Origin of the sequence: Pseudonocardia sp. CA-142604 (genome assembly GCF_050948475.1) — a bacterium.
Lineage (GTDB): Bacteria > Actinomycetota > Actinomycetes > Mycobacteriales > Pseudonocardiaceae > Pseudonocardia > Pseudonocardia alaniniphila.
On record NZ_CP192045.1, the window covers coordinates 5,549,291 to 5,572,345 of the forward strand.

Genomic DNA, 23,055 nt, shown 5'->3' on the forward strand with positions numbered 1-23,055 from the left:
AGCATTCGGAGGTGCCCGTGCTCCACGTGATCGTCGACGGCGCCAACGTCGTGGGCTCGCGCCCGGACGGCTGGTGGCGCGACCGGGCCGGCGCTGCGCGCAAGCTCGCCGGGAAGCTCTCGGCCGCGCTCACCGCCGGTCCGGCCCTGCTCGCTCGTGGGCTGGGCGAGGAGGCCACGGACGAGGACGTGCGGGTGCACCTCGTCCTGGAGGGCGCCGCTGCCCGTGTCGAGGACCTCCCCACCCACCCGGGGCTGGACGTCCTGCACGCGCCGGCCGACGGCGACTCGGCGATCGCCGCCCTGGCCGCCGATCTCGCCGCCGAGCCCGTGGTCGTGGTCACCGCCGACCGCGGGTTGCGGGAGCGAGTGCGTGTCAGCGGAGCGCGGACGGTCGGACCGGAGACACTGTTGCGCGTCCTGCCCGGCTGACCACAGCGCTGACCACAGCACCGTGCGACCGGCTCAGGCCTTGCGGCGAGCCGACCGCGACGGGCTGCCGCTCGTGGTGCCCACCACGGAGCGGCGGGGCAGCGGGCTGGAGTAGACCACGCTCGTGGTGACGCCGCCGAGCACCGAGATGCGCCCGGTGACCTCCTCGAGGTGGCGCATCGACCGCGTGCGCACCGTCAGCACGAAGCAGTCCTCGCCGGTGACGTGGTGGGCCTCGGTGATCTCGGGCGTGTTGGCGAGCATGTCGCGGAAGGGCTTGTAGTTGCCGTGCGGGTAGCGCAGCCGCACCAGGGCCGTGATGGGCAGGCCGAGCTTCTCCGGGTTGACCTCCGCCGTGTAGCCGGTGATCACGCCGGATTCCTCCAGCCTGCGTACGCGTTCGGTGACGGCGCTGGCCGAGAGCCCGACGAGCCGACCCAGGTCGGCATAGCTCGCCCGGCCGTCCCGCTGCAGGGCTTCCAGCAGGCGCCAGTCGACCTCGTCGAGGGATTCCACGGCCACGCGGGGAATCTACCGCCCGATTCGTCCGGAGACTCCCCCGGGTCCATGTTGATCTCCACGGAATCCACGGTCATTTCGATCGATCACCGTGGAATACCCGTTCCAGAGGTCCGAGATGCCACTTAGCGTCCGGGTCATGACCATCGATTCCGCCGCCGTCGCGTTCTTCACGGCCCGGCTGACCTTCCAGACCGACGTGGCCGACGTGCACATCGCGCTGGACCACACCGATCCGGGTTTCGTGCTCGTCGACTCGCGCGGCATTCCCGCCTGGCGACAAGGCCGCATCCCGGGCGCGGTGCATCTGCCCACCGCGGAGATCCCCGCGCGCGCGGGCCTCCTGTTCGACCCGGCGGTACCGCTGGTGACCTACTGCTGGGGCCCGGGCTGCAACGGCGCCACGAAGGCAGCGCTCGCCTTCGCCGAGCTCGGGTACCGCGTCCGGGAGATGCTCGGCGGTGTCGAGTACTGGATCCGGGAGGGCTTTCCGATCGAGACGGACATGGGTACCTCGACCGCGGCGCCCGACCCGCTCACCGCGCCCTGCGGCTGCTGACGGGAGGAGCCTCAGCCCGGCTCGGCGGGCAGCCTGCCGTTCAGGTGATCGTCGTACGCGGAGAGGTCGAGGAAGCCGTGGCCGCTGTAGCTGAACAGGATCACCCGTTCCTCACCCGCCTCCTTCGCGGCGAGCGCCTCGTCGATCGTGGCGCGGATGGCGTGGGCACACTCCGGAGCCGGGATCCGCCCCTCCACCCGGGCGAACTGCACGGCGGCGTCGAACACCGGGCCCTGCGGATAGGCGACCGCCGCCATGCGTCCGTCGCGGACGAGCGCGGAGACCAACGGCGAGTCGCCGTGGTAGCGCAGCCCACCGGCGTGGATGGACGGTGGCACGAAGTCGTGGCCGAGGGTGTACATCGGCATCAGCGGGGTGAGGCCCGCCGTATCGCCGAAGTCGTAGTCGAACCGTCCCTTGGTGAGCGTCGGGCACGAGGCCGGTTCGACGGCGAGCAGCCGCACGCCGGCGTCCGGCACGAACGGAAACGCGATTCCGCCCAGATTCGACCCACCCCCGCAGGAGGCGATCACCACGTCGGGCAGCCGCTCCCCCGCGAGATCCAGCTGCTCCTTCGCCTCCAGCCCGATCACGGTCTGGTGCAGCAGCACGTGGTTGAGCACCGAACCCAGCGCATAGTGGGTGTCCTCGCGGCCGACGCAGTCGCGCACGGCGTCGGAGATCGCAGCGCCGAGCGAGCCGGGATGGCCGGGCTCACCCACCGGGGACGCAACGACGGCACCACCCCATGTCTCCATGGCAACGCGCCGATAGGGCTTCTGCTCGTAGGACGCGCGCACCATGTAGACCTGCAGGTCCAGGTCGAACTGGGCGCAGGCGAACGCGAGCGCGGTGCCCCACTGCCCGGCACCGGTCTCGGTGGTCAGCCGCGCGATGCCCTCCTTGGCGTTGTAGAACGCCTGTGGGACGGCGGTGTTCGGCTTGTGGCTCCCCGCGGGCGACACCGACTCGTCCTTGAAGTAGATGCGAGCAGGCGTGCCCAAGGCCTCCTCCAGGCGCACCGCACGTTGCAGCGGCGTGGGCCGCCACAACCGGAGGATGTCGAGCACTTCGCCGGGCACGTCGATCCACGGCTCCGCCGACACCTCCTGGCCGATCAGCGCCATCGGGAAGAGCGGCGCGAGATCGTCCGGACCGACCGGCTCCCGCGTCACGGGATGCAGCGGCGGCTGCGGGGGCGCCGGGAGGTGTGGGACGACGTTGAACCATGCGTCGGGGATCCGGTCGGGAGGCAACGTCCACCGCGTCATGCCGTCCGAGGCTAGCGACGACCACCAGGGGACGGCGCTGCCGCCACGCCGGACGCGGCATGGGAAGGTTCGGGGATGGCGGACGAACGACGAAGCCTATGGGCAGTGTTCACTCACACCCTGCCTGTACTGGCCGCTGCGGCGCTGCTCGCGGGCTGTACCGGCACCTCCGAGCCCGCCCAGCCCGATGCTCTGCCACCGGCACCGCCGCCTGCCCCGCCCGCCGCGTGCGTGCTGGACACCGCGAAGTTCGCCGCCACCACCGGCCTGACCTGGACTCCCGATGCCACCACGGCCAGCGACACCCGGTGCGTGTACGACCCGTCCAGAGCCGCCCCGGCAGGCGACGCCGGTGACGGGCCCGCCTTCGTCGCCGTCGACGTCGCCCCGGCCGGTGCAGCGAACCCGAGCGACACCCTCGACTCGGTGGCCGGGCTGTGCGAGGACAACTCGCGGGCGGACGTGACGGCCGGCGGAGGCGGCTTCGTCTGCCGGTTCCAGGGTGGCAGCGTGTTCGGCGCGACCGTGCGCGGCGACCGGCTCGTCACCCTCGCGGCGTCTGCGGTGCCGCTCGGCACCACCGCGGCGCGCCTCGTGACGGCGTTCGGTGAACAGCTCGGGGCCCTCCGGTGAGCCCGGACAGCGGCCCCGGCCCCTACAGCGGCGGCCGGCTACAGCTCGCGCGACGCCCGCAGCCTGCCGAGTGCTTCCTCGAGGATCGCGGCGCCGTCGGCGTCGCTGCGCCGCTCCTTGACGTACGCGAGGTGCGTCTTGTACGGCTCCGTGCGCGGCGGCGCGGGCGGGTTCTCGCCGTCGCGGCCCGCGGGGAGCCCGCAGCGCGGGCAGTCCCAGGACTCGGGAATGTCGGCCTCTGAAGCGAAGGACGGGGTGGTGATGTGCCCGTTCGAGCAGAAGTACGAGATGCGCGAACGCGGTGCGGTCTCTCCTCGCTCCGACTCACCCATCGGACCGGCACCCACACGGGTGCCCCGGATCGCGTTGCCGCCAGCCATGGCCATACCTCCTCAGACCCCGAGCTTCACGAGTAGACCGGTACCGATGATGGCGATCACCCAGATCGCACCCACGAACAAAGTGAGCCGGTCGAGGTTCTTCTCCACCACGCTCGACCCGGAAAGGCTGGACTGCACGCCACCGCCGAACAGGCTCGACAGGCCGCCTCCGCGGCCGCGGTGCAGCAGGATCAGCAACACCAGCACCACGCTGGAGAGGATCAGCACGATCTGAAGGGCGAGTTGCATCCCATCCTCATTCTTGTCGGGCGGAACGCCGGGTACGGCGCATCCCACCGCTCGGGCACCGAGGGTACCCGGCCCTGATCCGCAGGTCGTCGCGGGTCACACCGTCTGTCGGCTGTGGCCGGGCCCCACCGCTCAACGCTCACCGGAGACCGGCGGGCGCCGATGATCTCACGGCAGCGGGCCACCGGCGGCGATAGCGCACAGCTGCGCGAACTCTTCGGCATCGAGGCTCGCGCCACCCACGAGCGCGCCGTCCACATCGGGCGCGGCCACGAGCTCACCGACGTTCTTCGACTTCACCGAGCCGCCGTAGAGCACCCGCACGCTCGTGGCGATCGCCTGGCCGTACTTCGCCGCCACCGTCTCCCGGATGGACGAGCAGACCTCCTGCGCGTCGGCCGCACTCGCGACACGGCCGGTACCGATCGCCCACACCGGCTCGTAGGCGATCACGAGCGTCTGGGCGTGCTGGCTCTCCACCTTCTCCAGGGCCGCGGTGACCTGGCGGGTGCAGTGAGCGACGTGGTCGCCCTGTTCGCGCACCTCGAGCCCCTCCCCCACGCACAGGATCGGGACGATGCCGTTACGCACCGCGGCACGCACCTTGGCGTTGACGAGCGCGTCGTCCTCGCCGTGGATCTGCCGCCGCTCCGAGTGCCCGACGACCGCGTACCGGCAGCCCAGCTTCGCGAGCATCTGCCCGGACACGTCGCCGGTGTAGGCCCCCGATTCGTGCGGGGAGAGGTCCTGCGCGCCGTGCACCATCAGCAGCTTGTCGCCGTCGATCAGCGTCTGGACACTGCGGATGTCGGTGAAGGGCGGCAGCACCGCCACCTCGACCTTGTCGTAGTACTTCTCCGGGAGCGCGAACGCGAGCTTCTGCACCAGCGCGATCGCCTCGAGGTGATTGCAGTGCATCTTCCAGTTGCCGGCGATGAGCGGCTTGCGCCCGGCACCGGCGGAGCGGTCGTCGATGCTTCGTGCCATCTACTGCTCCAGTACTGCGAGCCCGGGGAGGGACTTGCCCTCCAGGTACTCCAGCGACGCCCCGCCGCCGGTCGAGATATGGGAGAACCCGTCCTCGGGCAGGCCAAGCGCCCGCACGGCGGCGGCGGAGTCGCCACCGCCGACCACGCTGAACGCCCCTTCGGCGTCGAGGATCGCCTGTGCGACCCCCCGCGTGCCCTCGGCGAACGGTGCGAGCTCGAACACGCCCATGGGCCCGTTCCAGAAGACGGTGGCCGCTCCGTCGAGTACCTCGCGGAACGCCGAAACCGTTTCGGGGCCGATGTCGAGCCCCTTCCAGTCGTCGGGGATCGCGTCGGCGGCGACGATGCGCGTGTTCGCCTCGGCCGAGAAGTCGTCGGCCACCACCACGTCCGTGGGCAGGACGATCTTGCCGGACTCGAGGAGCTTGCGGCAGGTGCCGATCTGGTCGCGCTCCAGCAGCGAGTCGCCGACGCCGTAACCGTGGGCGGCCAGGAACGTGTAGCACATCCCGCCGCCGACCAGCAGCGCGTCGACCTTCGGCAGCAGCGCCTCGATCACCGCGAGCTTGTCGGAGACCTTGGAACCGCCGAGCACCACCACGTACGGACGCGTCGGGGTCTCGGTGAGCTTGCGCAGCACCTCGACCTCCGCGAGCACGAGGTCGCCCGCGAAGGACGGGAGGTCGAGCGCCACGTCGTACACCGAGGCCTGCTTGCGGTGCACCACGCCGAACCCGTCGGACACGAAGACGCCCTCGGGCCCCGCCAGCGCGGCGAGCTCGTGGGCCAGCGCGGCACGGTCGTCGTCGTTCTTCGATGTCTCCCGCGGGTCGAACCGGATGTTCTCCAGAAGCGCGACGCCGCCCTCGGGGAGCGCGTCGACGGTGAACCGGGCCTCGTCGCCGAGGTCGGCCAGCGGCACCTGCACGCCGAGGAGCTCGCCGAGCCGCTCGGCGACCGGCCCCAGGGAGAGCGCCTGGTCGAACGCCCCCTTCGGGCGTCCGAGGTGCGCGACCACCACCACGCGGGTGCCGGTGTCACGCAGGCGCTTCAAGGTGGGGACCGACGCCCGGATGCGGCCGTCGTCGGTGATCCTCGAACCGTCGAGGGGCACGTTCAGATCGGCGCGGACGAGCACCCGGCGGCCGAACAGATCCTCGTCCAGCTCGGCGACGAGGTCGTCCAGGGTCTTCACAGCTTCGACGCCACCAGCTCGGTGATGTCGACGAGGCGGTTGGAGTAGCCCCACTCGTTGTCGTACCAGCCGAAGACCTTGACCTGGTTGCCGATGACCTTGGTCAGCGGAGCGTCGTAGATGCAGGACGCCGGATCGGTGACGATGTCGGACGAGACGATCGGGTCGTCGCTGTAGCGCAGGTAGCCCTTCAGCGGGCCGCTCTCCGACGCGGCCCGATAGGCGGCGTTGATCTGGTCGAGCGTGGCCTCCTCGCGCAGCTCGACCGTCAGGTCGGTGATCGAGCCGGTGGGGACCGGGACGCGCAGCGAGTAGCCGTCCAGCTTGCCGTTCAGGTGCGGCAGGACGAGACCGATCGCCTTGGCGGCGCCGGTGGAGGTGGGCACCACGTTGAGAGCGGCGGCGCGGGCGCGACGCTTGTCCTTGTGCGGGCCGTCCTGCAGGTTCTGGTCCTGCGTGTACGCGTGGATCGTGGTCATCAGACCCTTCTCGATCCCGAACGCGTCGTCGATTACCTTCGCCAGCGGCGCGAGGCAGTTCGTGGTGCAGGAGGCGTTGGAGATGATGGTCTGCGAACCGTCGTACTCGGCGTCGTTCACGCCCATCACCACGGTGAGGTCCTCACCGGTGGCCGGCGCGGAGATGATGACCTTCTTCGCGCCCGCGTCGATGTGCTTGGCGGCCGCCTCGCGCTTGGTGAACAGGCCGGTCGACTCGATGACGACATCGACACCGAGGTCCTTCCAAGGCAGCTCCGCAGGGTCGCGGACGGCGAGGCCCTTGAAGCCCTTCCCGTCGACGATGATCTCGTCGTCGGTCGAGGTGACCTCGTAGGGCAGCCGGCCCAGGATCGAGTCGAACTTGAGCAGTCCCGCAAGGGTGGCGTTGTCGGTGATGTCGTTGACCGCCACGATCTCGATGTCGCTGGTGCCCGCGGCGCGCTGTGCATCGACGGCACGCCAGAAGTTGCGGCCGATACGACCGAATCCGTTCACGCCTACCCGCACGGTCATGTGCGCGCCTCCTCCAGTAATGCCTGCTCGACCAGGTCAACCCTATCGTCCGGATCGCTGCCGGGCGGGCCTAGGGGCTTTATCGATTCACTTACCGGGCCGTCGATCACACTTCACAACCCGGGTGACAACCTCGTCACCCGGGCGCCATCGTCCGCGTCTTCCTGAGCTCAGGCCTCTTCCAGCATGTCGGCCGTGACAGCAGACTCGGTGTCGGGGATGCCCAGGTCAGCCGCGCGCTTGTCGGCCATGTGCAGGAGCCTGCGGATGCGGCCCGCCACGGCGTCCTTGGTCATCGGCGGGTCGGCCAGCTGGCCCAGCTCCTCCAACGACGCCTGCGTGTGCTCCGCCCGCAGCCTGCCCGCGGCGAGGAGGTGCTGCGGTACGTCGTCGCCGAGGATCTCCAGCGCGCGCGCCACCCTGGCCGCGGCCGCGACCGCCGCCCTGGCCGAACGGCGCAGGTTGGCGTCGTCGAAGTTGGCGAGGCGGTTGGCTGTCGCGCGGACCTCGCGGCGCATCCGCCGCTCCTCCCAGGCCATCACGCTCTCGTGGGCGCCCATGCGCGTGAGCAGGGCACCGATCGCGTCACCGTCGCGGACGACGACGCGGTCGGCACCGCGGACCTCCCGCCACTTCGCGGTGACCCCGAGCCGGCGCGCGGCACCGACCAGGGCCATGGCCGCCTCCTGGCCGGGGCAGGTGACCTCGAGGGCGGAGCTGCGTCCGGGCTCGGTGAGCGAACCGTGCGCGAGGAACGCCCCGCGCCACGCCGCTTCCGCATCACACAGGCCGCCGGAGACGACGGGCGGCGGCAACCCGCGCACAGGGCGGCCGCGGGCGTCCAGCAGGCCGGTCTGGCGGGCCAGCCCCTCGCCGTCGCGCACCACGCGCAGCACGTAACGCGCGCCGCGGCGCAGGCCACCCGCGGTGATCACGTGCGCCTCGCAGGTGTGCCCGTAGAGCTCGTGGATCTCACGGCGCAGCCTGCGCGCCACCGAGCCGGTGTCGACCTCGGCCTCGACGACGACCCGGCCACCGACGATGTGCAGGCCACCGGCGAACCGCAGCAGCGCCGCCACCTCCGCCCGGCGGCAGCACGGCTTCGTGACGACGAGCCTGCTCAGCTCGTCCTTGACCGACGCGGTCATCGCCATGTGGACCTCCTGGCGGGATGGGGCACGGGAGCGCAAACCACGTTCACGTTCTCCTCCTCTCGGCGGCGTCCGCTGCCGACGGCACGCGCACCGCATCGGGCGAGGCCGGTAACGACTCGAGCTCGGCCAGCACGGCGCCGAGCGCGGATGCGAGCGACACGGGGTCGTGGCGCGGCACCGTCGGGTCAGCGGCGGCGACCGGGGCCAGGTGGACCCGACCACCAGGGGAGAGCATCACCGCCGCTGCCCGGTACAACCGTTCAGGTACCGGCACCGCGGCGACGTCGGCGATCACCGCGTCGACCCGCAGCGCCGGGGCGTGCTGGGAGAGTACGGCCAGGTGCTGTTCGGGTGAGAACCCGGCGGTCTCTCCGGGCTCGGGAGCCAGGTTGAGCACGATGACACGGCGAGCCCTGCTCGTGATGACGGCGTCGCGCAGCTCGGGCACCAGCAGGTGCGGAAGCACGCTGGTGAACCACGATCCCGGCCCGAGAAGAAGCACGTCAGCGGTGCGTACGGCCTCAACCGCCTCGGGGCATGCACGTGGCCGCTCCGGGCGCAACCACACCCGCCGGACCCGCCCCGGCGTGGACGCCACGGCCACCTGGCCACGGATGCGGTGCGGCTGGGTGGGCTGCACGCCGAGGCCCGTGACCTCGGCCTCGATGTCGAGCGGCTCACAGCTCATCGGCAGCACCCTGCCCCGCAGCCCGAGCAGTGCACCCACCTCGTCGAGGGCAGCCACCGGGTCGCCGAGGACGTCCATGAGACCGGCCAGCAGGAGGTTGCCCACCGCGTGCCCGGCGAGCGCCCCGGTGCCGCCGAAACGGTGCTGCACGAGATCCGCCCACCTGTTCGCGGCACCGTCATCCGCCGCGAGGGCGGTGAGTGCCATCCGCAGGTCGCCGGGCGGGAGGAGGCCGAGCTCGCGGCGCAACCGCCCCGAGGACCCGCCGTCGTCGGCCACGGTGACGACCGCCGTGACGTTGTCCGCCACGCCGCCCATGTCGGCGAGGCGCCGCAGCGCGGACAGGGTGGCGTGCAGGCCGTGACCCCCGCCGAGTGCCACAGCCGCCGGTCCGGCGCTCACTCTCGCCCCAGGTCGCGATGGGCGACGTTCACCGTGACGCCCTCGGCGCCCTCCAGCCGGCGGGCGAGCTCCTCGCTGATCGCGACACTGCGGTGCTTGCCGCCCGTGCAGCCGACCGAGACCGTCAGGTAGCGCTTGCCCTCACGGCGGTACCCGGCCCCGACGAGCCGCAGCAGCTCGAGGTAGCGGGTGATGAACTCGTCGGCGCCGTCCTGGCTCAGTACGTAATCGCGGACCGGCTCGTCGCGGCCCGTCTGGTCACGCAGCTCCGGGATCCAGAACGGGTTGGGCAGGAACCGGACGTCAACCACCAGGTCGGAGTCCATCGGCAGACCGTACTTGTAGCCGAACGACACCAAAGTGACACGTGTGACCTGCGCAGACTCCGATCCGAACGCTCTTTCGAGTGTCGCGCGCAACTGCGGTACGGCCACCGTGGAGGTGTCGACCACCAGATCGGCGTTCTCCCGGAGCGGTCGCAGCAGCTCGCGCTCGGCGGTGATCCCGTCGACGAGCCTGCCGTCGCCCTGCAGTGGATGGCTGCGGCGCACCTGCTCGAACCGGCGCACGAGCACCGCGTCGGACGCTTCGAGGAACAGCAGTCGCGGCTTGTATCCGCGGGCATCGAGATCCTTGATCACGGCGCCGAGGTCGGCGGTGAACGCACGGCTGCGGACGTCCATGACCACGGCGATCCGGGTGATCTCGCCGCGCGCCCGCGCGCCGAGATCGACCATCGTGGCGATCAGCTCGGGGGGCAGGTTGTCGACCACGAACCAGCCGAGGTCCTCGAGCACCTTGGCCGCGGTGCTGCGCCCCGCTCCGGAGAGCCCGCTGACCAGCGCGACCTCGATGCCGCCGGGCGCAGGCGATGGTGACGTCATGACGCAGGCACCCCCGCATCGGTCTGGTCGGCGGGTGCAGCGCCGGGCTGTTCCGCCTGGTCCGGCGAGTCCGGCCGGTCGGGCCCGTGCAGCGCGGCCAGCACGGCCGCGGCGATGCGCGGGCCGAAACCGGGGAGCGCCGCGATGGCATCGGCGTCGGCGGCCTTGAGCTTGCGCAGCGACCCGAAGTGCTTGAGGAGCGCGGCACGGCGGGCGGGACCCAATCCGGGAACCGCGTCCAGCTCCGAGCTGACCATGCTCTTCGAACGACGCTGGCGGTGGTAGGTGATGGCGAATCGGTGAGCCTCGTCGCGCAGCCGCTGCAGGAGGTAGAGACCCTCGCTGGTGCGCGACATGATCACCGGTTCGGGTTCGGCGGGCAACCACACCTCCTCGAGGCGCTTGGCCAGGCCGCACACGGCGACGTCGGTGACCCCGAGGTCGGCGAGCACGTCGGCCGCGGCCTCGACCTGCGGCTGACCGCCGTCGACCACGAGCAGGTTCGGCGGGTACGCGAAACGGCGCGGCCGGCCCGTGGTCGGGTCGATACCGGGGCGTGTCAGGGTGGCATCCGGGGAAGCGATACCGGTGGCCTCGCCCGGAGCGTGCTCGGCGTTACCCTCGGTTTCGTCGGTACCACTTTCGGTGCCAGTTCCGTTCTCGGACAGGTGACGCCGGAAGCGCCGTCGTACCACTTCGGCGATGGCGGCGACGTCCCCGCCCTCCGCGCCCCCGCGGACCTCGAACCGGCGGTAGTCGGACTTGCGGGCGAGGCCGTCCTCGAACACGACGAGCGACGCGACGACGTTGCTTCCCTGCACGTGACTGACGTCGACGCACTCGATGCGCAGTGGGGCGCTGTCGAGCCCCAGTGCGTCCTGGATCTCCTGCAGCGCAGCCGACCGCGCCGTGAGATCACCGGCCCGGCGCAGCTTGTGCTGGGTGAACGCCTCGGCCGCGTTGCGGGCCACGGTCTCGGCGAGCGCGCGCTTGTCGCCACGATGCGGCACGCGCACCTGCACCCGTGATCCGCGCAGGCGCGAGAGCCAGTCGACGATCGTGGTGAGCTCGGCCGGGAGCTCCGGAACGAGGATCTCCCTCGGAACGGGCTGCTGGGCGTCGTCGGCGGAGCCGGCCAGCGCCGCCTGCTCGCCGTAGAACTGGGTGAGGAAGCGCTCCACCAGCTCGGCCGTGTCGGTGGGCTCCACCTTGTCGATCACCCATCCGCGCTGACCACGGACCCGGCCGCCGCGCACGTGGAAGACCTGGACAGCGGCCTCGAGCTCGTCCTCGGCGAACGCCACGACGTCGGCGTCGGTGCCGTCGCCCAGCACCACGGCCTGGCGTTCCATGGCCCGGCGCAGCGCGCCGATGTCGTCGCGCAGCCGCGCCGCCCGCTCGAACTCCAGGTCCTCCGACGCCTCGGCCATCTTGCGCTCGAGCTGGCGGACGAGGTGGTCGGTGCGGCCCGAGAGGAAGTCGCAGAAGTCCTCGACGATGTCGCGGTGCTCGGCGGCGTCGACCCGCCCGACGCAGGGCGCGGAGCACTTGTCGATGTAGCCCAGCAGGCACGGCCGCTGGATCTGGCCGTGGCGCTTGAACACCCCAGCGCTGCACGTACGCGCCGGGAACACCCGCAGGAGCAGGTCGAGCGTCTCCCGGATGGCCCACGCATGGGCGAACGGGCCGAAGTAGCGCACGCCCTTGCGCCGCGGGCCGCGGTAGACGTGCAGCCGCGGGAACTCCTCGTTCATCGTGACCGCGAGCACCGGGTAGGTCTTGTCGTCGCGATAGCGGACGTTGAAGCGAGGGTCGAACTCCTTGATCCAGTTGTACTCGAGCTGGAGCGCCTCGACCTCGGTGGCGACGACGGTCCACTCCACGCGCGCCGCGGTGGTGACCATCTGCCGGGTGCGCGGGTGCAGGCCTGCGAGGTCGGCGAAGTAGGAGTTGAGCCGCTGGCGCAGGCTCTTCGCCTTGCCGACGTAGATCACCCGGCCGTGCTGGTCGGAGAAGCGGTACACCCCAGGGGCCTCCGGGATGGAACCGGGGGCCGGACGGTAAGTGGCGGGATCGGCCATGGCCTCACCAGGGTAGGACCGCACCCCGACACGCCGTGATCGGACCGCCCGCTCGGCGCGTCCTGCGTGTGGTGTAGGCGGGTCTGTCGGCCGCCCGTGATAGGACTTCCCCTCGATGCGAACGCGCGTTCGAACAATCGGGGGGATCCGATGGGGCTCGACAAGCTCGACACGATCCGCAAGCTGCTCGCGAAGGCGGAGCGTGCAGCCACGGCGGCCGAGGCCGAGACCTACACGGCCAAGGCGATGGAGCTGATGGCCCGCCACGGCGTCGACGCCGCGTTGCTCGCCGTCGCGCGGCCCGGCAGCGACCGCATCGGCCCGCAGCGCATCGCGATGGAGGATCCCTACAGCGCAGGCAAGGCCAGGCTGCTCGGCTGGACGGCCACCGCGCTCGGTTGCCGCTGGGTGCTCCACGGAGCCCGGGGCGGCAAGGTCGCCGCGGTCACCGTCTTCGGTCACGAATCGGATCGGCAGCGCGTCGAGCTGCTCTACACGTCACTGCAGTTGCAGGCCAGCACGCAGCTGGTCCGCGTGCGGCCGCCGGCGCGCGGTGAGTCCGTGGCCGCCTACCGGCGGTCGTGGCTCCACGGGTTCGCGGTCGAGGTGCATCGACGGCTGACCGACGCCGAGGAGCGGGCCGCGGGCGCAGCCCGGTCCGAGGCCGGGACGGGTGGCCCGTCCGTCGCGCTGGTGCTGGCCGACAGACGTGAGCAGGTCGATCGCGCCTATGCCGCCGCCTTCCCGCGGCTGGCCTCCGCGCGGCGCAGCGTGCTGTCCGGCTCCGGATTCGCGGCCGGGGCCAGGGCGGGCGAGCGGGCCGATCTCGGCCTCGGCGGGCTCGGTACCGGCAACGACCGGCGCCGAGCCCTGGGCGCTTGAGATGTTCGCCGGCAGGTCAGGCAGGCAGGGCGATGAGCCGGTCGGCCACCTGCTCGAGATCCTTGCCCACCACGTGTGGGCGAGCCACCACGTCGGGCACCGCGCCCTCGAGCCTGCTCGCGAAGCCGCCCACGAGCCCGGCCCGCACGGCCCCGTGCACGTCCCAGGAGTGCACGGCCACCAGCGCCACCCGGTCGCCCGGAGCGTCCACCTGCTGGCACGCCCAGTTGTACACGCGGGCAGGCGGCTTGAAGGAGCGGATCTCCTCGGCGGAGAGCACTCCACGCAGGTAGGTGCGCAGCCCAGCACGGTCCAGGGCGTCCGACGCCACCGCCGCCCCTCCCTGCGTGAAGGCGTAGGCCGGGATCCGCGCCCGTGCCAACGCCCGCAGAGCGGGCTCCACGTCCGGGTGAGGCGGCAGCTCGCCGAAGCCGGCCAGCACGTGGTCGAGAGCTTCATCCGAAAGGGTGTGCTCCGTGGTGGTGCGCAACGCCGCCCTGGCCACCTCGGCGAACGGACGCACGCCGCCGGCCAGCGTGAGGGCCATCCCGTCACGCACGGTGCGGGTGAAGAACAGCTCCCACTCGTGATCGGGGCGACCCACGTCCACGAAGCGCGAGCGCAGCGCCTCCACCTGCAGCATCGTCTCGTAGACGTCGAGGAGCACCACGCGTGGCCGACGATCCGCCGCCCGCACGCGATCCAGCTGGTTCCCGCCCTCCACCGTCATCGTGCCCTGTCCGTCGTGCCCTGCTGGGAGTGCTGTGGGCGGTTCGTCGTGCCGGATCTCATCGTGCTGCGTTCATCGTGCCGTGTCGCGCTTCCACTCATCCGTGAGCGGTGCCGCCACACGGCGTACCGCCCGTCCCGTTCGGATGAAGATCGTCGCTCAGGGCGACGGAGCGGAGCGGGGCGGCAGCGCTCCGTAGCGCCGAACGGCTTTCAGCACGCGCCGAACGTGCAGGGCGCGCAACGGGGCGAGTGCGTAGCCGGGGTAGCTCGCGAGCCAGGTCGCGCTGCCGAGGCTCACGGCGTCGGCACCGGCCCAGAAGTACTCGCGGCAGTCGTCCACCGTGCGTATCCCGCCGGTCGCGATGATCGGCAGCGTCACCCCGGCCTCGCGCAGTTCGCTCACCACGCGCAGCCCGATCGGCTTGATCGCCCGTCCGGAGAGGCCGCCGTAGCGGTTCGACAGCCAGGGCTCACCCGTTCGGGGGTCGAGCCGCAGCGCCTTCACGGTGTTGATGGCTGTCAATGCCGACACCCCGGCCTTCGCGGCCTGCTCCGCGTTGCGCAGGTAGTCGTAGTCGGGCGAGAGCTTGAGGATCACGGGGTGGTTGCTGCGGGGCACCGCCTCGTCCAGCACGTCCTGCAGGATCGTGGAGAAGTCGAAGTTGACGTTGTGGCAGGACACGTTGAACTCCACCGCGGCGATGTCCCCCGCCGGCACAGCGGCGTTCACCCGATCCACGAGTGTCACGAACTCCTCGGCGGAGAATCCGCCCAGGGAGATGATCACCCGCTGGTCGCGGGTGCGCGGGTAGTAGTCGCGCAGGTAGGCATCGATCCCGACGTTGCACCAGCCGAACGCGTTCATCCAGCCGGCATCGGTGCCGCGCAGCACCTTTCCGTACCGCTTCAGCAGGTCGGGCAGCTCACTCAGCGCGTACTCGTCCCGCGTCGTGAAATGGCCCTCGCGGGGCTCCACGGTCAACGTCCTGGTGGTCACCGCCCCGAACTCGGCCAGCGGCACGAAGAGCGACACCGGGCTCATGCCGTACGGCACGAGCCGGCTGTTGGACACCCCGTAGCCGAGCAGGCTCGACGAGGTGACCAGCCGGTTGCGGAGCACGATGTCGCCGAGGCGCACACTTTCCTCGCCGAACGGCTCCCGGTCGACATGATCACGAGCACGAAGCACGGCCCCGATGGTACGTGCGTCCATCCACGCTCTCCGGCGAACGGCACCCATACCGCACCGTTCCGCACGAATGGCCCGTCGACCAGGCGCGAGCCCGGTCAGGATGCGCGAGCGGCGGCGTGCAGAGCCCGCAGGCGGGCGATTCCCTCCACGGCCCGATACCCGTCCACGGCCTGGATGGCCAGCACCGGCAGGTACTCGTCATCGGGCAGGTCCAGCCGCGCCCACGACGCCCCGTCTGGGAACGCCACTCGGCGCACGACCTGCCAGGACAGCCGCTGGGTCGTCAGGATGTTGCGCACCTCGATGCCGTCGGCGTCGGCGCGTACGCGCGGCCGGGCGAGCAGGAGCACGCCGCCCGCGATCAGAAGCCCCAGCACCACGAGGGCCACCTGGTCGGCGAACCGGAAGTACACGCCGGTCTCGCTGCCTCGCAGCAGCACGGCCACCACGGTGAAGAGCACCAGCACCGCCACGGCGCCCACCCACGCGACGATCATCACCTTGCGGGGCCGCACCACCACGGTCTCACCCGGCCCGGCCGCCCGCGGTGCACGGGCCGCCGCATCTGCGCGAGAGTCGCGGGCCGACCCGTCGGCGTCCCGCTCCGTGGCCGCCGCAGTCGTGTCGGGTGCCGTGGTCGCCGCAGCCTCTTCGGGCTCGCGGCGGGCCGCAGCGCCGGAGGCCGCAGCCGATGGGGCTGCGGGCGCCGGTGTGCGGCCGGGCTCGGTCATCGCCGGCCTCGTAGCTCACCCAGCGTCACCGCGGTGTGCAACGCGGCGAGGCACGCCTCAGCGCCCTTGTCCTCGACCGAACCGGGAGCACCGGAGCGGTCCACCGCCTGGGCCCTGGTGTCGCAGGTGAGCACGCCGTTGCCCACGGGGGTGCGCTCGTCCAGCGCCACACGCGTGAGCCCGGCGGTCACGGCGTCGCAGACGTACTCGAAGTGCGGGGTGCCGCCACGGATCACCGCTCCGAGCGCCACCACCGCGTCATGGTTGGTGGCGAGCTCCTGGCAGACCACGGGCAACTCCACGGTGCCCGGCACCCGCACCACCGTCGGGCTCTCCACGCCGGCCTTCTGCGCGATCTCCAGCGCGCGTTCCAGGAGCGTGTCCACGATGTCGGCGTGCCACGTGGTCGCGGCCACGGCCAACCGCAGCCGCGAGGCGTCCGGGATCTCCTGGTGGGACGGCCGTCCCTCGCCGCTCATCTCGTGTCCACCTCGTTCACGTGCCTGTCCCGTCAGCCGTCACGGGCGGGGCCACCTCGTCGAGACCGGGCAGGTCGTGGCCCATCCGGTCACGCTTCGTGCGCAGGTAGCGCAGGTTCTCACGGCTCGCCCGCACCGGCAACGGCACGCGGCCGATGATGGTGAGGCCGTAGCCCTCGAGCCCAGCGCGCTTGTCGGGGTTGTTGGTGAGCAGCCGCATCGACTTGATGCCGAGGTCGGCCAGGATCTGCGCGCCGATGCCGTAGTCCCGCGCGTCGGCCGGCAGGCCGAGCGCCAGGTTGGCGTCCACGGTGTCGGCTCCGGCCTCCTGCAGCTGGTAGGCCTGCAGCTTGTGGAGCAGACCGATCCCCCGGCCCTCGTGCCCGCGCATGTAGAGCACCACGCCCCGGCCCTCCTCGGCCACGGCGGCCAGCGCCGCGTCGAGCTGCGGGCCGCAGTCGCAGCGCATCGAGCCCAGCACGTCGCCGGTGAGGCACTCGGAGTGCACCCGCACCAGCACGTCCTCGCCACTGCTCTCCGGCGTGCCGACGTCGCCGCGCACCATCGCGATGTGCTCGATGCCGTCGAGCAGCGAGTCGTAGCCGTAAGCGATGAAGTCGCCGTGCGCGGTGGGGATGCGAGCCTGCGCCACGCGCACCACGTGCTTCTCGAAGCGGCGGCGGTAGGCGATCAGGTCGCAGATCGTGATCAGCGTGAGGTCGTGGTCCTCGGCGAACACGCGCAGCTCGTCGCCGCGCGCCATGTCGCCCTCGTTCTTCTGCGACACGATCTCGCACAGTGCGCCCGCCGGGGAGAGCCCGGCGAGCCGAGCGAGGTCCACGGCCGCCTCGGTGTGCCCGGCCCGGCGCAGCACGCCGCCCTCACGGGCCCGCAGCGGCAGTACGTGGCCAGGGCGCACGAGGTCGGCGGGGCCCGCGGCGGGGTCGGCCAGCAGCCGGATGGTGTGAGCCCGGTCGGTGGCCGAGATCCCGGTGGTGATCCCGGCCTTGGCGTCCACCGTCACCGTGAACGCGGTGCGGAAGTTGTCGCCGTTGGAGTGGTGCATCGGAGGCAGGTCGAGGCGGTCGCACTCCTGCTCGGTGAGTGCCACGCAGATGTAGCCGGAGGTGTAGCGCACCATGAACGACACGAGCTCGGGCGTGGCCATCTCGGCCGCGAAGATCAGGTCGCCCTCGTTCTCGCGGTCCTCGTCGTCGACCACGACCACGGGCTTACCCGCACGCAGGTCGGCCACTGCCCGCTCGATCGCCTCGAAGCCGCTCAGCGGCGTCCCGGCCGAGTTCGCGGCGTCACCCGCGGTGCCGGGTGCCGCCTCCTCCACGGATTCCTGTCCGTCCATCGACCCACCGTTCACCGGACCACCTATTTCTGCCCCGCTCACTGGGCTCTGGCCTCCTCGCCGACGGTCACCGCGCCAGCGGGGCGGTCACCACCGACGTACCCGGCAGCGAGCCGTTCCACATACTTCGCGATGACATCAGCCTCCAGGTTCACGGTATCCCCCGCCTCCCGCAAACCGAGTGTGGTGTGTGACAAGGTCGTAGGAATCAGCGCCACCACGAAGCTGTCGGACGTCACACCCGCCACGGTCAGCGACACACCGTCCACAGCGATGGAGCCCTTCTCCACCACGTACCGCGCCAGCTCCGGCGGAAGGCTGAACCGCAGCTCGTCGCTGCGCTCGCCGGGGGTACGGGAAAGCAGCGTCGCCACCCCGTCGACGTGGCCCTGCACGATGTGACCGCCGAGCCGGCCCGTCGCGGGCATGGCGCGCTCCAGGTTCACCCGTGCCCCCGTCGCCACTGCCGAGAGGCTCGTGCGTTTCAGCGTCTCGGGCACGAGCTCCACGGTGAACGTGCCGTCGATGCTCCCGTCCGGATCCACCACCGTGAGACACACGCCGTTCACAGCGATCGAGTCACCGTGCCGGGCGTCCGAGGTGACGGTCCGGCCGCGCACGGTGAGCACCACCACCTCGGCACTCTCGCGCACACCGACCACCTCGCCGATCTCCTCGACGATCCCGGTGAACATCTGGGAGCTCCCCTTCCGCCGCCGCAGCTGCAACGTCTACAACGCGAGCCGCCGCTGATCCTTACCCGCGCGATCATCCTCGCCGTGAGCAACGCCCGTTCAGGACGTCCACCCCCGGTGCGCCGACGCCCGCACCACCTGCTCGCGCAACGCCTCCACCGCCCGCGCCGGGTCCTCGGCGCCGTACACCGCCGAGCCGGCCACGAAACAATCCACCCCCGCCTCGGCAGCCGCCTCGATCGTCGACTCGTTGATGCCGCCGTCGATCTCCACCAGCAGGGTGAGGTGGCCGGTGTCCACCATCCGGCGCGCCGCCCGCACCTTGTCGAGCACTTCCGGCATGAAGCTCTGCCCGCCGAACCCGGGCTCCACGCTCATCACGAGGAGGGTGTCGTAGTGCCGCAACGTCTCCACGTACGGCTCCAGCGGCGTGCCCGGCTTGATCGAGAGACCGGCCCGCGCCCCGGCCGCTCGCAGATCCGCAGCGAGGGCCACCGGGTCGTGCGCCGCCTCGACGTGCACAGTCACATTGTGCGCGCCCGCCTCGGCGTAGCCCACCGCCCAACGGTCGGGATCCTCGATCATCAGGTGGCAGTCCAGCGGAATGTCCGTGGAGCGGAGCAGCGCTTCCACGACCGGCAGCCCGATTGTGAGATTGGGCACGAAGTGGGCGTCCATCACGTCAACGTGCAGCCAGTCGGCACCGCGATCGGGCTTGCCGGCCACAGCTGCGGCCTCGTCAGCGAGCCGCGCGAAGTCTGCCGCGAGGATGCTCGGGGCGATGAACGGATGCACGCGCGGAAGGTTACGCGTCGGGCGGTGGGCGGCCCGGTCCACCGCCCGACCGGCCGGCGGCAGCTCCTGGTACGCGGTCGGCGGTAGTTCCGGCGCTCCCGATACCGCTGCCGGAACTGTCGGTGCCACACGCTTCACTGTCTCCATGCCAGCACCCGTGTCGATCGACGAGCAGCTCGAGGAGCTGCTCGTCGGCGAGCCGCCTGCTGTCGCGGCGCTCGTCCACCGGCTCCGCGCCGTGGTGCGCGCCGCCCATCCCGACCTACGCGAGCGCGTCAATTCCGGATGGCACGGGCTCGCCTTCCACCATCCGCGCGCCGGCTACGTGTGCGCGCTCTTCCCCCGCGACGGTGGGGTCAACGTCGGCTTCGAGCACGGGGGCGACCTGCCGGATCCCCACGGAAGGCTCCTCGGCGAAGGCCGCCGCACGCGGGACGTGCGCGTGGAGGTCGACGCCGGAGCGAGCGAAGAGGACGTGGTGGTCGACTACCTGGACCTGGCGGTCGACTGGGCACTCGACCGGGCTGCCGCCGCCAAGGGCGGCAAAGCCCGCTGAACCCGGTTCACGCACGCAGCAGCGTGAGGAACATGGCGTCGGTTCCGTGCCGATGCGGCCAGAGCTGCACGGTGGGGCCTTCGCCGAGGTCGGGCACGCCGGGCAGGTACTGCCTGGCGTCGAGCTGTTCCACCTTCGGATGCTTGCGCAGCACGCCCGTCACCACGCCCAGCGTCTCGGCGAGGTGCGGGGAGCACGTCACATAGGCCACCACTCCGCCGGGCCGCACATGGCGCAACGCCGCCGTCAGCAGCTCGCGCTGGAGCTTCGTCAGCCCGGACACGTCCTCCGGCTGGCGCCGCCAGCGCGCCTCGGGACGCCGCCGCAGCGCTCCGAGCCCGGTGCACGGCGCGTCCACCAGCACGCGGTCGTAGGCGGCATCGGGCAGCGGTGCCTCGCGTCCGTCCGCGGTGTGCACGGCGACCGGGAGACCATCGGTGGCCCGGCGCACCAGATCGGCCCGGTGGGTGCTCACCTCCACGGCGTCCACGGTCGCGCCTTCCAGTGCGGCGATACCGCCGAGAAGCGCGGTCTTTCCACCGGGTCCGGCACACAGGTCCAGCCACTGGCCCGTGTCGTCGCCGGTGAGCTCGGCCCGTGTGAGGGCGAGGGCCACCAGCTGGCTGCCCTCGTCCTGTACCAGAGCGAGACCCTCGTTCACGGCGTCGAGCTCGCCGATGTCGCCGGTGCCCGGCTCGAGGTGCACCCCGTACGGGGAGTACGGCGCCACCTCACCGCCCGTCACGAGGGCCAGCTCCTCCGCGGTGATCTCGCCCGGCCGTGCCAGCAGGTGCACCGCGGGCCGGGCGTCGTCGGCGGCGAGGGCGGCGTCCAGCTCCTCGGGGGCACGCAGCGCGTCGGCGAACGCCTGGGCGATCCACCGGGGATGGGCGTGCGCCATCGCCGCATGGCCCACCGGGTCCTCGTCGGCCGGTGGAGCCAGGCGCTCCACCCACGCCTGCTCGTCACGCTCTCCCACCTTGCGCAGGATCGCGTTGACGAAGCCCGCTGCCCGGCTCCCCGCGTCACCGCGCACGAGCTCCACGGTGGTGTCCACGGCCGCATGGGCCGGGATCCGGGTACGCAGAAGCTGGTAGGCCCCGAGCCGGAGGGCGTCGAGCAGCGCGGGCTCCACGCGGATCAGCGGCCGGTCCGTGCAGGCCTCGATCACCGCGTCGAGCAGGCCGCAGGCCCGCAGCGTGCCGTAGCCGAGCTCGGTGGCGAGCGCCGCCTCCCGGTCGCGCAACCGGTGGCGCCGCAGGATCGCCGGGAGTGCGAGGTTGGCGTAGGCATTGCGCACGCGCACCGCGGTGAGCAGTTCGAGCGCGGCCAGGCGCGAGGGATCCGGTTCCGGCGGACGCGGTGGCCCCACGCGCCCCCGCGGTGGTCCGGCCTGACGATGGGTGCCGCCCGGCTCGGGTCCGGGCCGCCTGCGGGGCCGCCGTCCGGGGGCGCTCACGCCGCCCACCTGCGCGGGGCGACGCCGACACGCACGGACGACGACCGCTCCGCGGTGAACCGCCCGCGACCGCGGCCAGCCCGCCGCGCAGTGATCCCCGCGAGGGAAGCGCGGGCGTCACCGCGGATCGGTAGATCGGAAGGTCGGGGCCGTGGGGTCATGTCAGCAGCTCCCCCGGCTCGATCCGTGCCCCGCGTGCCCAGTCCGGCGCCGGCATCGCGCGCTTACCGACCGGGAGCACCTCACCCAGCTGCAGGGGCGCCGTGGCCGTGCCGACCAGAACCCGGCGTTTCTCCACGTGCAGCTCTCCCGGTTTGAGGACGGGTGTCGCGCCGTCCGTCACGGGTGCGACCGGCCCGAGCCCGAGCCGGTCGCCGCGGAACGTGCTCCACGCACCGGGTTCCGGGGTGACCGACCTGATCAGGCGGTCGACCGCCAGTGGCGGCAGCACCCACTCGACGCGGGCGTCGGCGGTGGTCACCTTCGGTGCGTGCGACACGCCGTCTGTGGGCTGAGGCTGCGGGCGCAGGGTGCCGTCGGCGATGCCGTCCATGGTGGCGAGCAGCAGCGCCGCTCCGGAGGTGGCCAACCTGCCCAGCAGGTCACCCGCGGTGTCGGCCGGGCGCACGGTCTCGGTGACCACGCCGAACGTCGGCCCGGTGTCGAGTCCCTCCTCGAGCAGGAACGTGGTGGCGCCGGTGACCTCGTCGCCGTGGCGCACCGCCGCCTGCACCGGTGCGGCACCGCGCCAGGCCGGGAGGAGCGAGAAGTGGAGGTTGACCCAGCCGCTGCACGGGATGTCCAGCGCGGCACGAGGTACGAGAGCCCCGTAGGCGACGACCGGGCAGCAGTCCGGCGCGAGCTCGCTGAGCTGAGCGAGGAAATCGGGCTCCGAGGGCCGGCGGGGAGTGAGCACGGGGATGCCGGCCTCGTCGGCGAGAGCTCCCACCGGCGACCGCAGGAGCTTGCGGCCCCGACCGGCGGGCGCATCGGGACGGGTGACCACCGCGGCCACCTCGTGCCGCGTCGACTCGAGCAGCGCCCGTAGGGACGGCACCGCGGGTTCCGGGGTGCCGGCGAACACGAGCTTCACGGGAGCTACCTGGCCTTGCCGAAGAGGGGATGCGGGCTGACCTCGACGCGCGGCACGGGGGCGCCGAACCACTCGGCGGCCCGGATCTCGGCCATGGCCTGCTTGCGGGTCTCGGCGTCGAGCCGGTCGACGAACAGCACGCCGTCGAGATGATCGGTCTCGTGCTGGATGCAGCGGGCGAGCCGCTCACTCCCCTCGACCGTGACCGGCTCACCGTGCTCGTTCCAGCCGTGGGCCACCACGTGCAGGTGCCGGCGACAGTCCCAGCGCAGCCCGGGGATCGACAGGCACCCTTCCGGCCCCATCTGCTCCTCGTCGCCCACGACGTCGAAGGTCGGGTTGATCAGGTGCCCGGCGAAGTCGTCGCAGTCGTAGGTGAACACCCGGAGGCCGACGCCCAGCTGCGGCGCCGCCAGGCCCGCGCCACCCTCGTCGTGCATCGTGTCGGTGAGGTCGGCGACCAGTTTGCGCAGCTCGGCGTCGAAGGTGGTGACCTCGACGGCCGGGGTGCGCAGTACGGGATCGCCGAAGAGCCTGATCGGCTGGACGGACACAGATCTCCTTGCAGCTACAGCGAGAAACGAACGGCGGGCAGACGAACGGAGCGGGCAGGCGCAGCCCTCAATTCTGCCA

26 protein-coding genes are annotated in these 23,055 nt (G+C 71.7%); 5 read left to right on the top strand and 21 right to left on the bottom strand.

Annotated elements, in window-relative coordinates:
- The first annotated feature begins 11 nt into the window (after positions 1–11).
- Complete coding sequence (locus ACQPZQ_RS25100; protein WP_433284561.1) at positions 12–431, top strand: hypothetical protein; 420 nt, start codon at positions 12–14, stop codon at positions 429–431.
- Positions 432–464: 33 nt separating this feature from the next.
- Here the strand turns inward: ACQPZQ_RS25100 and ACQPZQ_RS25105 are convergent, their stop codons facing one another.
- Positions 465–953 carry an Lrp/AsnC family transcriptional regulator gene (locus ACQPZQ_RS25105; RefSeq protein WP_241038922.1) on the bottom strand — a complete coding sequence of 163 codons (489 nt, stop codon included), beginning with the start codon at positions 951–953 and terminating at the stop codon, positions 465–467.
- 136 nt (positions 954–1,089) lie between these two features.
- On the opposite strand from ACQPZQ_RS25105, the gene ACQPZQ_RS25110 reads away from it, so the two are divergent.
- Positions 1,090–1,509 carry a rhodanese-like domain-containing protein gene (locus tag ACQPZQ_RS25110; protein ID WP_433284563.1) on the top strand — a complete coding sequence of 140 codons (420 nt, stop codon included), beginning with the start codon at positions 1,090–1,092 and terminating at the stop codon, positions 1,507–1,509.
- Positions 1,510–1,520: 11 nt separating this feature from the next.
- On the opposite strand, the gene ACQPZQ_RS25115 is transcribed toward ACQPZQ_RS25110, so the two are convergent.
- A complete protein-coding gene (locus tag ACQPZQ_RS25115; RefSeq protein WP_433284565.1) occupies positions 1,521–2,780 on the bottom strand; it encodes a TrpB-like pyridoxal phosphate-dependent enzyme in 1,260 nt (419 codons plus the stop codon).
- Between the two features lie 105 nt (positions 2,781–2,885).
- Between ACQPZQ_RS25115 and ACQPZQ_RS25120 the strand changes: the two genes are divergently transcribed.
- Complete coding sequence (locus ACQPZQ_RS25120) at positions 2,886–3,413, top strand: hypothetical protein (protein ID WP_433284566.1); 528 nt, start codon at positions 2,886–2,888, stop codon at positions 3,411–3,413.
- 38 nt (positions 3,414–3,451) lie between these two features.
- On the opposite strand, the gene ACQPZQ_RS25125 is transcribed toward ACQPZQ_RS25120, so the two are convergent.
- The 9 genes from ACQPZQ_RS25125 to uvrC form a co-directional block, all read right to left on the bottom strand.
- Entirely contained in the window at positions 3,452–3,793 is a 342-nt protein-coding gene (locus ACQPZQ_RS25125; protein ID WP_241038926.1) for an RNA polymerase-binding protein RbpA, read from the bottom strand.
- 12 nt (positions 3,794–3,805) lie between these two features.
- Complete coding sequence (secG, locus tag ACQPZQ_RS25130) at positions 3,806–4,042, bottom strand: preprotein translocase subunit SecG (RefSeq protein ID WP_241038927.1); 237 nt, start codon at positions 4,040–4,042, stop codon at positions 3,806–3,808.
- 168 nt (positions 4,043–4,210) lie between these two features.
- Positions 4,211–5,029, bottom strand: coding sequence for a triose-phosphate isomerase (gene tpiA, locus ACQPZQ_RS25135; protein WP_433284569.1), 819 nt, complete (start codon positions 5,027–5,029; stop codon positions 4,211–4,213).
- A complete protein-coding gene (locus tag ACQPZQ_RS25140) occupies positions 5,030–6,226 on the bottom strand; it encodes a phosphoglycerate kinase (protein WP_433284571.1) in 1,197 nt (398 codons plus the stop codon).
- Positions 6,223–7,239 (bottom strand): type I glyceraldehyde-3-phosphate dehydrogenase, encoded by a 1,017-nt coding sequence (gap, locus tag ACQPZQ_RS25145; RefSeq protein ID WP_433284573.1) that lies wholly within the window; start codon positions 7,237–7,239, stop codon positions 6,223–6,225. The genes ACQPZQ_RS25140 and gap overlap by 4 nt, the downstream gene beginning before the upstream one ends.
- Positions 7,240–7,409: 170 nt before the next feature.
- Positions 7,410–8,393, bottom strand: coding sequence for a DNA-binding protein WhiA (gene whiA / locus ACQPZQ_RS25150; RefSeq protein WP_241038931.1), 984 nt, complete (start codon positions 8,391–8,393; stop codon positions 7,410–7,412).
- A 43-nt stretch (positions 8,394–8,436) separates the two neighbouring features.
- Positions 8,437–9,483 (bottom strand): gluconeogenesis factor YvcK family protein, encoded by a 1,047-nt coding sequence (locus ACQPZQ_RS25155; protein ID WP_433284575.1) that lies wholly within the window; start codon positions 9,481–9,483, stop codon positions 8,437–8,439.
- On the bottom strand, positions 9,480–10,367 hold the full coding sequence (gene rapZ / locus ACQPZQ_RS25160) for an RNase adapter RapZ (protein WP_241038933.1): 888 nt from the start codon (positions 10,365–10,367) through the stop codon (positions 9,480–9,482). Before rapZ ends, ACQPZQ_RS25155 begins: the two co-directional genes overlap by 4 nt.
- The gene (uvrC, locus tag ACQPZQ_RS25165) at positions 10,364–12,448 is read right to left on the bottom strand and encodes an excinuclease ABC subunit UvrC (protein WP_433284577.1); all 2,085 of its coding nucleotides are present in this window, start codon (positions 12,446–12,448) and stop codon (positions 10,364–10,366) included. Before uvrC ends, rapZ begins: the two co-directional genes overlap by 4 nt.
- 150 nt (positions 12,449–12,598) lie before the next feature.
- On the opposite strand from uvrC, the gene ACQPZQ_RS25170 reads away from it, so the two are divergent.
- Positions 12,599–13,330, top strand: coding sequence for a DUF2786 domain-containing protein (locus ACQPZQ_RS25170; RefSeq protein ID WP_433284579.1), 732 nt, complete (start codon positions 12,599–12,601; stop codon positions 13,328–13,330).
- A gap of 16 nt (positions 13,331–13,346) precedes the next feature.
- On the opposite strand, the gene ACQPZQ_RS25175 is transcribed toward ACQPZQ_RS25170, so the two are convergent.
- The 7 genes from ACQPZQ_RS25175 to rpe all read right to left on the bottom strand — a co-directional run bounded on the left by ACQPZQ_RS25175 (position 13,347) and on the right by rpe (position 19,314).
- Positions 13,347–14,060: an HAD-IA family hydrolase gene (locus tag ACQPZQ_RS25175; RefSeq protein ID WP_241038936.1), complete on the bottom strand. Its 714-nt coding sequence runs from the start codon at positions 14,058–14,060 to the stop codon at positions 13,347–13,349.
- Positions 14,061–14,219: 159 nt separating this feature from the next.
- Entirely contained in the window at positions 14,220–15,275 is a 1,056-nt protein-coding gene (locus tag ACQPZQ_RS25180) for a dihydroorotate dehydrogenase (RefSeq protein ID WP_433284582.1), read from the bottom strand.
- 74 nt (positions 15,276–15,349) lie between these two features.
- Positions 15,350–15,751, bottom strand: coding sequence for a PH domain-containing protein (locus ACQPZQ_RS25185; RefSeq protein ID WP_433299357.1), 402 nt, complete (start codon positions 15,749–15,751; stop codon positions 15,350–15,352).
- A gap of 230 nt (positions 15,752–15,981) precedes the next feature.
- Positions 15,982–16,464, bottom strand: coding sequence for a 6,7-dimethyl-8-ribityllumazine synthase (gene ribH, locus ACQPZQ_RS25190; RefSeq protein WP_433284584.1), 483 nt, complete (start codon positions 16,462–16,464; stop codon positions 15,982–15,984).
- A gap of 16 nt (positions 16,465–16,480) precedes the next feature.
- Entirely contained in the window at positions 16,481–17,824 is a 1,344-nt protein-coding gene (locus ACQPZQ_RS25195) for a bifunctional 3,4-dihydroxy-2-butanone-4-phosphate synthase/GTP cyclohydrolase II (protein WP_433284586.1), read from the bottom strand.
- 38 nt (positions 17,825–17,862) lie between these two features.
- The gene (locus ACQPZQ_RS25200) at positions 17,863–18,519 is read right to left on the bottom strand and encodes a riboflavin synthase (protein WP_433284588.1); all 657 of its coding nucleotides are present in this window, start codon (positions 18,517–18,519) and stop codon (positions 17,863–17,865) included.
- 99 nt (positions 18,520–18,618) lie between these two features.
- On the bottom strand, positions 18,619–19,314 hold the full coding sequence (gene rpe, locus ACQPZQ_RS25205) for a ribulose-phosphate 3-epimerase (RefSeq protein ID WP_433284589.1): 696 nt from the start codon (positions 19,312–19,314) through the stop codon (positions 18,619–18,621).
- Positions 19,315–19,459: 145 nt separating this feature from the next.
- Here rpe and ACQPZQ_RS25210 point away from each other — a divergent pair, with 145 nt between their 5' ends.
- Positions 19,460–19,870, top strand: coding sequence for a hypothetical protein (locus ACQPZQ_RS25210; RefSeq protein WP_433284590.1), 411 nt, complete (start codon positions 19,460–19,462; stop codon positions 19,868–19,870).
- A gap of 7 nt (positions 19,871–19,877) precedes the next feature.
- Here the strand turns inward: ACQPZQ_RS25210 and ACQPZQ_RS25215 are convergent, their stop codons facing one another.
- From ACQPZQ_RS25215 to def, 3 genes are all read right to left on the bottom strand, one after another.
- The gene (locus ACQPZQ_RS25215) at positions 19,878–21,329 is read right to left on the bottom strand and encodes an RsmB/NOP family class I SAM-dependent RNA methyltransferase (protein WP_433284592.1); all 1,452 of its coding nucleotides are present in this window, start codon (positions 21,327–21,329) and stop codon (positions 19,878–19,880) included.
- Positions 21,330–21,486: 157 nt separating this feature from the next.
- A complete protein-coding gene (gene fmt, locus ACQPZQ_RS25220) occupies positions 21,487–22,422 on the bottom strand; it encodes a methionyl-tRNA formyltransferase (RefSeq protein WP_433284594.1) in 936 nt (311 codons plus the stop codon).
- A gap of 5 nt (positions 22,423–22,427) precedes the next feature.
- Complete coding sequence (gene def, locus ACQPZQ_RS25225) at positions 22,428–22,976, bottom strand: peptide deformylase (RefSeq protein ID WP_433284596.1); 549 nt, start codon at positions 22,974–22,976, stop codon at positions 22,428–22,430.
- Positions 22,977–23,055: the final 79 nt, after the last annotated feature.